This window comes from Vibrio sp. V42_P2S4T144 (assembly GCF_009904715.1).
Classification (GTDB): domain Bacteria; phylum Pseudomonadota; class Gammaproteobacteria; order Enterobacterales; family Vibrionaceae; genus Vibrio; species Vibrio alginolyticus.
In genome coordinates, this window is the sequence record NZ_WXWS01000385.1 from 1 (window position 1) to 9,055 (window position 9,055).

2 protein-coding genes are annotated in these 9,055 nt (G+C 44.9%); one reads left to right on the forward strand and one right to left on the reverse strand.

All coding sequences use genetic code 11. The features are described from left to right. Positions 1-562, forward strand: a 562-nt coding sequence (locus tag CAG68_RS12980; RefSeq protein ID WP_161441236.1) for an OmpA family protein, incomplete at its 5' end; no start/stop codon positions are given. An 87-nt stretch (positions 563-649) separates the two neighbouring features. On the opposite strand, the gene CAG68_RS12985 is transcribed toward CAG68_RS12980, so the two are convergent. Beyond that, positions 650-9,043 carry a tandem-95 repeat protein gene (locus CAG68_RS12985; protein WP_337250514.1) on the reverse strand — a complete coding sequence of 2,798 codons (8,394 nt, stop codon included), beginning with the start codon at positions 9,041-9,043 and terminating at the stop codon, positions 650-652. Positions 9,044-9,055: the final 12 nt, after the last annotated feature.

The following is a 9,055-nucleotide window of genomic DNA, read 5'->3' on the forward strand; positions in this document are numbered from 1 at the left end:
ATCAGATCGTGGTGATGAATATGATTACATAGATACCCCAATTGCCGATCAGTGGGCTGATCATATAGATGATGACTCTGACGGAGTCATTAACGAGCGAGATTTGTGCCCGGGTACACCTTTGGGTGCCGAAATAGACAACGACGGTTGTGGTTCGTACGTTGACTCCTCACAAGAAATGCAAATTCGAGTACTATTTGCGAACGATTCCGATGTGATCAACCCTATCTTTACGCAACAAATTCTTGAACTATCCGACTTTTTGAAAGAGTACCCGAACACGTCTATAGAGATTCAAGGTTATGCTAGTCGCACTGGTACTGCAGAACATAATCTTGACCTATCTAAGCGCCGCGCTGAAAACGTTAGAAAAGAGCTCATGAAGAATGGCATTAGTGGAGATAGAGTTACCATTGTCGGCTATGGAGACACAGTACTTGCGACACAAGGTACAGACCAAGTTAGTCACGCATTGAACCGTCGAGTAACCGCAACAGTGATTGGCCACAAGGGTGAAGTGAAGAAAGAATGGACCGTTTTCACAACACTTCCAAAAAGCTAGCACAACAATAAACAGACCGTAAAAATAAAAGGTCTAGCAAATTGCTAGACCTTTTTTGATTTTAAATTTGACTACAGTTTAGCGCTACTACATGTCTTTGTACTGAGCTTCTAAACTCGCAATTAAGCTTTGAGTCACATCATCAACACTTGCACCGTCAAAATGGATGTCCAATGTCGAGCTCCCTTTTGTAATACTCAGGTTTGCCTCAGATCCCCCGTCTGGTGCCACTTCTACATGATACTCTCCGACATCACCAGTATGATCACCTGATTGAAGATCATTAAGAAGCTCTCCAATTTCATCTTTAGATAAGTCGTCAAACAGATCTGAGAAGTCTAGAGCGTCTTCATTTTTATTGAAGTCAGTGACAGTATCAACATCGTTAGTGACTTCACTCCACTTAAAGATGTCGGCCCCTTCTGACCCTGTTAAAGTATCACTACCTAAACCACCAATCAGAATATCATCCCCTTCACCACCAACGAGTATGTCGTTGCCACCATGACCAAATAGTAAGTCATCACCAGCGCCGCCATATAAATTATCCGATTTATCTCCTTGGTGAGTTTGGTTGAATTCTTCCAAGTTATTTCTAACGTACTCATGTATATCTTCGCCGTCAACGGTAGACACATCCTGACCCGTTTGCTGCGCCACATGTGATTGAATCGCACTTAAGCCTTGTTCATTACCACCAAACTCAATTAAGTCACCTAACAAGATATCGTTACCTTCACCTCCTTGAATAGTGTCTGAACCTTGTTTGAGAGGTACATCTTGACCCAATATCGTTTCAGCAAGCTTAGTAACATCAATATCTGACTCTACCACACCATCAGTGTCATACTGCTTGAGTGTATGTTCATCAACGCCACTCCCAAGACCTATCGCTTCTATAGAGGACAATGCCGCTAGTACTTGATACATGTGTTGAGCTTGTGTCGAGCTATTCCCTTCATCGTAATAACGGATAGAGCCATAATATCTGTCGATATCGCCAAGGATTCTTCCTGTTAGCGGTGAATAAACCTTACCGTAACTATCTATAACGACATCACCTTTGTAGGTAACTGTTTGTCCGTATGAGTAATTGTTTTTACTCGCAATATCTTGCAGGGTAACAAGCTTGCCAGAATTATCGACGTCCAAAATCACTTTCGAGAATTCACTCGGTGCTACACCATAGAGGTATGTTGCTCTATTTGGTTGACCATCCGTAACAAAGTACGTGATATTTTGGCCATTAGGGTTAGGTTGACTGCTGAACCATTCAACGGCCGACTGTAAGCCCGCCTCATAGTTTGTGCCGCCAGAACCCTCATCATCAATTACACGATTCAACTCTTCTACAAACTCTTTTCTTGCTGTAAGAGAACTCAAGTCAACAGAAATCACCGCTGATGCACTTGAAGCAAATTCACTAAGGTGAATATTCACTGTCCCTGGCTTCTCTCCTTGATTTACCGCACTTAACAGCTCATCAAACACGTCTAGCACTTCTTGCTTCGCAGTTCCTACCCAGTTACCCATGCTCCCTGAAGTATCCAGAACAAATGCGATGTTGTAGTCCTGACCTGCAATGATCTCCAATCCTTGAACATCACCAACAATAATATCGTGATCGTCACTACCCGTTATCTGATCATTCCCATGTGATCCCGACTCCAACACATAGTCACGAGCTGTAAGCTCAACGGATTCAGTTGTTGAAGCTGCGTCATTATTTGATCCTTCAACAGACGTAGCAGTAACGCTTAGCGGGAACTCTAAGCTGCCTTCATAATCGAATGGCACTCTGATATCCAGGGAAAGCTTACCATCTGTACCAAGAGTGACAGGGTAATCTCCATTTGAATCTTGCTTAATTGCGAGCCCATCAACATACACGTCAACACCGTCTGGTAGATCTTGTACAAGAGCAGTCTGCGCTAAATCCTCACTTCCATCGACATCAACTAGATCAACATCCACATCGACCGAAATCCAGCGATCTTGAAGCACTTCATAAGTGCCATCAGGTTTCAAATCAACAATTTTGTCTGCAAAAACAACGCGTTCAATTTCATATAAATGATCACCTCGGTCATCACTACCTGTATGATCGTTTACCGAATCGATAGAACGACTATCTAATAAAATCCAATATGGAACTTTACCGCCATGATCGTCTTTGAAGGTCATTTTGTAGTCATCAAAGTTCCCTGTTAAGTAAACTGTATCTTTACCATCATGCAGAGTAAGACTGGTCGCGTCATCACCATAAAACGTATCATTGTTACCACCGCCAACAAATACGTCATCGCCACCGCCACCATAGAATACATCGTTGAAATCTGTCCCAACAAACAAGCTGTCGGTGTCACTTAAGTCAGTATTGACTCCCAACACAACACCAGCGTGTGTATTAATTTTAGGTACTGCATTATCCAACCCAAGGTTGGCTGCGACAGCCTCATTTTCGGTATTGGTATTATTTATTGCCGATGTAGCTAAGTGATGGTTTGGATCAATAGCATCTCGTTTAACTAAGTCGCCAACATTGATCGTGATCGTAGGTGCATCTGCGATAGCAACAACATTGATATCAAGTGTATTTGTTACGCCAGTATTTGTGGTATAGCTAATTAATGGAACGTCACCTGACCAATGCTCAGCAGGTTCAAATATGTAACTACCATCTCGGTTTACTAGTAACGTACCACTAGTCAAAGAAACACTTTCGCCTACCTCGTAATCAGCACCATCGATAGTAAGATGATCTACCATCAGAATATTGTCGCCGTCAGAGTCATTAAGCAATACATTCCCTTGTAGAGTATTGTCTTCTATGGTTTCGCCCAAATCACTTTCCGTTTCCGTCGGTAAGTTCTCATGTACTACAACATTGATCGCCAAGTTAGATTCTGCTGAATCACCATTCGAGCTTTCTGTACTCGTTGCAGTCAAATTGATAGTGAAGTCATCATGGGAGCCCGCAGGTGGAGTCACAGTAAGTGCATCTAATGCCCAACTTGTCACGTCCAGTTCTTCATCAATAGTTGCGACAGTAATAGAACTATTTCCATCTGAAAGGATCGCACCTACAGGTAAGCCAGTTAGCGTGACTTTAAGTGATTCAGAGCCATCTGTATCATTTAAGCTTGCTTTAATTTCAGAGAGCGGTATCGCTGTATCTTGTAACCCTTCGTTCAGCTGGTATGTTTCGTAAAACGCAACACCATTAACTTCTTGTAGTTCAGACGTTCTGATATCAGTTGCTTCTAGTGCACTTTCATCACTAACTACGTAAAGACTACTATTGCTCAGGTTGACAGGCGCTTGTCCATTAATGGATACATCCACATTAAAGTTACCCGGACCACTTTGGTTATGGTGATAAATTTCAATTGGATAAAAGCCAGATACCGAAGGGGTAAAGCTAGCTCCCTTAATATCACCACTGTCGCTCCCCCAACGAGCTTGATCAAGTAACGTACCACCCAACTTGATTGCAAGGCTATCATCGGCTTGACCGACAAAGTCGTAACTCGAGCCAGCTTCGAGATAAACAAGAGATGTGACTAGAACGGCCTCATTTGCCAAGGTTGCATGAGTCCCTAAATCTTCCACATTTGCCCAACTCAATCGAGTACCATCGGCTTCATTAAGAGCGTTGATCGCTGAGATTAGAGTCTCTCCATTGACCCCCATACCATCACTAGAACCAACTTGAACATTACTCCATGTCGTAACGTTAAACTCTTGTTGAGGCAATGAGTTTAATGGCGTCACTGCAATTAAGTTCGGTTTGTCAGCTACAGGGTTCACGTCTATTGTCAGTGTCGACTCTTGACCAGAGCTCTGCCCATCTGTCGGTTTAAAACCAATTTGAGCGTAACTAGATTCCTGATCTCCGACTTGATTTCCGCCGAAGCTGTCACTGCCTGATTCATTTAATTCAGGTACAAAACGAACACCGTTTTCCTCAAAAAGCGATTTATCGAGGACTTGATCGATTTGTACAGACTGCCAATCGCCTTGCGAATCTCTGTACTCTAATGAGCCATCGCTAGGAAGCGTTGTAATTTGGACGGAGAGATCTGATACATCAGAGTCCACATCGCTAATACCGAATGATGACCAATCAAGCATCACTTGAGTATCTTCATTCATCTCAACCACTGAAGGCGAAGATTCAGGAGCATCATTCACATTTACCAGAGAAACATTTACCTCGGCAGTATCAATCCCGCCAGTTCCATCGATAACCTCAACCTGAAGCATATAATCGCCCAAGTCAACATCATCGATTGTCTTGTTCAATGAAATCTCTCCGCTTGTCGGGTCGATATCAAAAATACCATTAGTGCTCGAGCCATCTGCAAAGCGGTATACAAGCACGTCATTATCGTGATCTTCAGCAACGACCGTGCCGATAACGGCCCCACTCACCGTGTTTTCGTTAACTGACCCGAAGTCGTAAACATCATCATTTGGTTTGTCACCAGCACTATCGCCGCCAGAAATAAACTCTGGAGCGTGCTGAGCATCTATAATAGAGACTGTTGCTTCATTCGAGTCACTTGCAAGCGTCGAATCTGCACCAACCGTATCAATTAGAGTCACGGTTAGGTTTTCAAGATCTTCGTAAATACCATCATCGAGAGTTTTTATATCAATCGGCGCCGACGTTTTACCCGCTGGAATCGTGACTGTGTACGTACTTGGAGCAATATAATCTTTGTCATCAACATTCCCTCCGATTGTGAATGTTACCAGTACATCTTCATCTGCTTTTTGGTCAATGTTGACGATAAATTTTGCATCACTACCTTCATCAACTGAGGATTGATCTGAGCTAATAGTCACTTTCGGTGCACTTTGGGCATCAACGATCACAACACTTGCGCTGTTATTTGAAGCAATGCTCGCATCAGCGCCATCCACCTCTTTAATGGTTACTGTGAAAGATTCTGCGCCCTCATAAATACCATCGGTGACCGTCAGTAAGTCAAGAGCAGCTGAAGATTGACCCGCAGGAACTTCAACACTCAGAACGCCAACAAAATCTTTTCCATCTTGGGCCACGCCACTATATTCGACATGAACCGTAACACTCTCATCTGCAACTTTATCAAGTGTCAGCGTAAAGCCTGCCGTTTCACCTTCATTTACGCTGTTTTGATCGGCACTAATACTAACTAAAGGTGCAGGATCAGAATCCACAATATTTGCGTTACCAGTTGCAATACCATTACTGGTGACACTACCGATTTCCGTAACCGTCAGACCAAAGCTCTCATCACCTTCATGGACATTATCTAGTTTGGTCGGGACTGCGACTTTAATTTCAGCGACACCTGGAGGTATGGTAACGTCTCCATTAGGCGCCATATCTAATGTTTGAGTTTGACCATGAGTATCCACATAGGTCACTACCATAGTGCCTAAATCAACATCTTCCGCAGTATAGCTATCATTTGTTGTTGACTTCAGATTGACGACAACGGCCTCTTGAACAGGGTTAGAGAGTAAAACGGTAAATATTGCGTCAGTTCCTTCAATGACATCGCCGGCATCTACTACGCTAAGTTTTGTACTGTCATTATCAAGAACTGTTGCCGTCCCCGTTTCACCGCCGATCTCAAGAACGATCGTTTCGCTGCTTTCCACAACCAAGTCATCAATAGTCGGAATCGATATTTCGAAGCTACTTATACCTGCAGGAACAATCAAGTAACCACCTAAGAAAACAACACCATTTGTATAGGTTGCATTTGATAGATTTACGTCATTCTTATCAACTGAAGAACCTTGAGCAAGCATATCAACTTGGTACTTAACGGCAGTGCTGGTGGTTTCATTTAGAACAACCGAGAACGTGACATTGTCACCCTCAGTCACGCTATCACCGACCACAGACAGGCTTGGCCCATTTTCAGCAATATTACCATCTAGCATTTCATTAACGATATTGACTGTAGATGGATCGCTAACGCCATTTTCAGAGTCGACTGCCACATATCCAAAGCTGTCTTCGGCAGGTACACCTTCTACATAACGTAACTCCCAGTTCCCTTCATTTTTCGTAGAAAAATCTAACTGAGTAATGACCGAACCTTCAGGAAGAGCTAGATCTTTCCCATAACCAACGCTTGTTTCTTGGAATAGCATGAAGTTGCCTTCAGGCTTCAAAAACTCGAACGTTTGAGTCTGTTGGACATTATTTGAATCTAAGTATGTAACCGTAATAAGTGCTGCGTTGTCATCACCGTAATCAAACAATCCACCTAATCCATCTAAGCCAAGGTTTACGCTGCCCACAGGGTTATTAGACAAATCGATCGTAATCGTTTCACCTTTCTCAATACCCTGCCCATCATTGTCAGCGATACCATTGCCGATGTGTGACACCTGGCGGTTGTACTGCGCAAGCTCACCGCTATCAGAAGAAATGGTGATAGAAGCTCCATTTGCTAAATGCTCAGTACGGGAATGTGATGAACCACCATCCTCACTTAATCCCCAGTTATTGAAATCTGTTGTAGATTCCGAGCTATTAGGCGTATTAGGACGATCTTTGATACCTAATAAGAAGCCAACATTATCAGCTTCATAGTAAAGGCTGTCTTTGTCATAAAGCGTATCGCTTACTTCTTTAATTTCGTGCAACTCACCATCACTATCTTTAAAGAACAACGTACCTGAGGTTGGCAGTTCAGTAATCCGCACATGCAAATCGTTGCCATTTAAGTCATCTTCAATATCCGCTATATGATCCTGAGAGTCGCCATCACCTAAAGGTTTCATATCAGTATCAAATACAACTTGCGTCAAAGGCTTGTCAGTAACATGCGTAAAGTCCTCACTGTCAGGCCTGTCATTCACTGGTGTGACATCGACGTTCACCGTGGTGGACTCCGATACCCCACCGGAGGTGACGATGTAGGTGAAGCTGTCTGTACCGTGGTAGTTGTCGTTTGGCGTGTAAGTCACGCTGCCGTCCGGGTTGACCGAGACCGTGCCGTTGGCTGGACCGTGATTGGTATCCAACGACACCACTTTGTCGTCGCCTTCGAACGTGTCGTTCTCTAAGACCTTGATGACGGTTGGCGTATCTTCCACAACCGTCGCTTTATCTGCCACGATGTCCGCCACAGGCGCCACTATGAAGTTCACCGTTTGGCTAACGCTTTCACCGCTTGGATCGGTGGCCGTAAACGTCAGCGCTTCTGAGCCGTTCCAGTCTGCCGTTGGAGTGAACGTAGCAATCCCATTGACGATCGCCACTTGAATGTTGCTGTTGCCAGAGACACTGAAGCTCAGCTCGCCATCTACGTTATCCACATCGCTGAAAGCGGTATTTAGATCGATGCTGTATGGGGTGAAATCTTCCGCCAAGGTTTGGTCTGCGAGGTTGCTTTCAACCACAGGCGTGTCGTTCACCGCATTTACGGTGACATTGACCGTCGCTTGGTCAGTCAGCGCACCATCGGTGACGGTGTAAGTGATTTCAGCATCGCCATGGAAGTTCTCAGCCGGTGTGAAGACCAGTTTTCCATCAATAATTTCGACTTTACCTTGGTCACTCGGCACAGACGCTGATTGGATAGACAGCGTATCACCATCAATATCAGTATCGTTTGGCAGAACATCAATCGTCACTGGCGTGTCTTCGTCAGTAATGGCCGTGTCATCGTTTGCCACTGGCGCATCGTTGACTGGTGTGACATCGACGTTCACCGTGGTGGACTCTGATACCCCACCCGACGTAACGATGTAGGTGAAGCTGTCTGTACCGTGGTAGTTGTCATTCGGCGTGTAGGTCACGCTGCCATCCGGGTTGACCGAGACCGTGCCGTTAGCTGGTCCATTGTTGGTATCCAGCGACACCACTTTGTCGTCGCCTTCGAACGTGTCGTTATCTAAGACCTTGATGATGGTTGGCGTGTCTTCCACCACCGTCGCTTTGTCTGCCACGATGTCCGCCACAGGCGCTACTGTGAAGTTCACCGTTTGGCTAACGCTTTCACCGCTTGGATCGGTCGCCGTAAAGGTTAACGCTTCTGAGCCGTTCCAGTCTGCCGTTGGGCTAATGGTCGCGATGCCATTTTCAATCGACACCAACACGTTGTTGTTGCCAGAAACGCTGAAGCTCAGCTCGCCATCCACGTTATCCACATCGCTGAAGGCCGTATTCAGATCGATGCTGTATGGCGTAAAGTCTTCCGCCAAGGTTTGGTCTGCAATGCTGCTCTCAACCACTGGCGTGTCGTTCACCGCATTCACGGTGACGTTGACCGTCGCTTGGTCAGTCAGCGAACCATCGGTAACGGTGTAAGTGATTTCGGCATCACCATGGAAGTTCTCAGCCGGTGTGAACACCAACTTGCCGTCAACAATCTCGACTGTACCTTGGTCACTCGGCACAGATGCCGAGTCAATCGACAGCTTATCGCCATCAATATCGGTGTCGTTTGGCAGAACATCAATCGTCACTGGCGTGTCTTC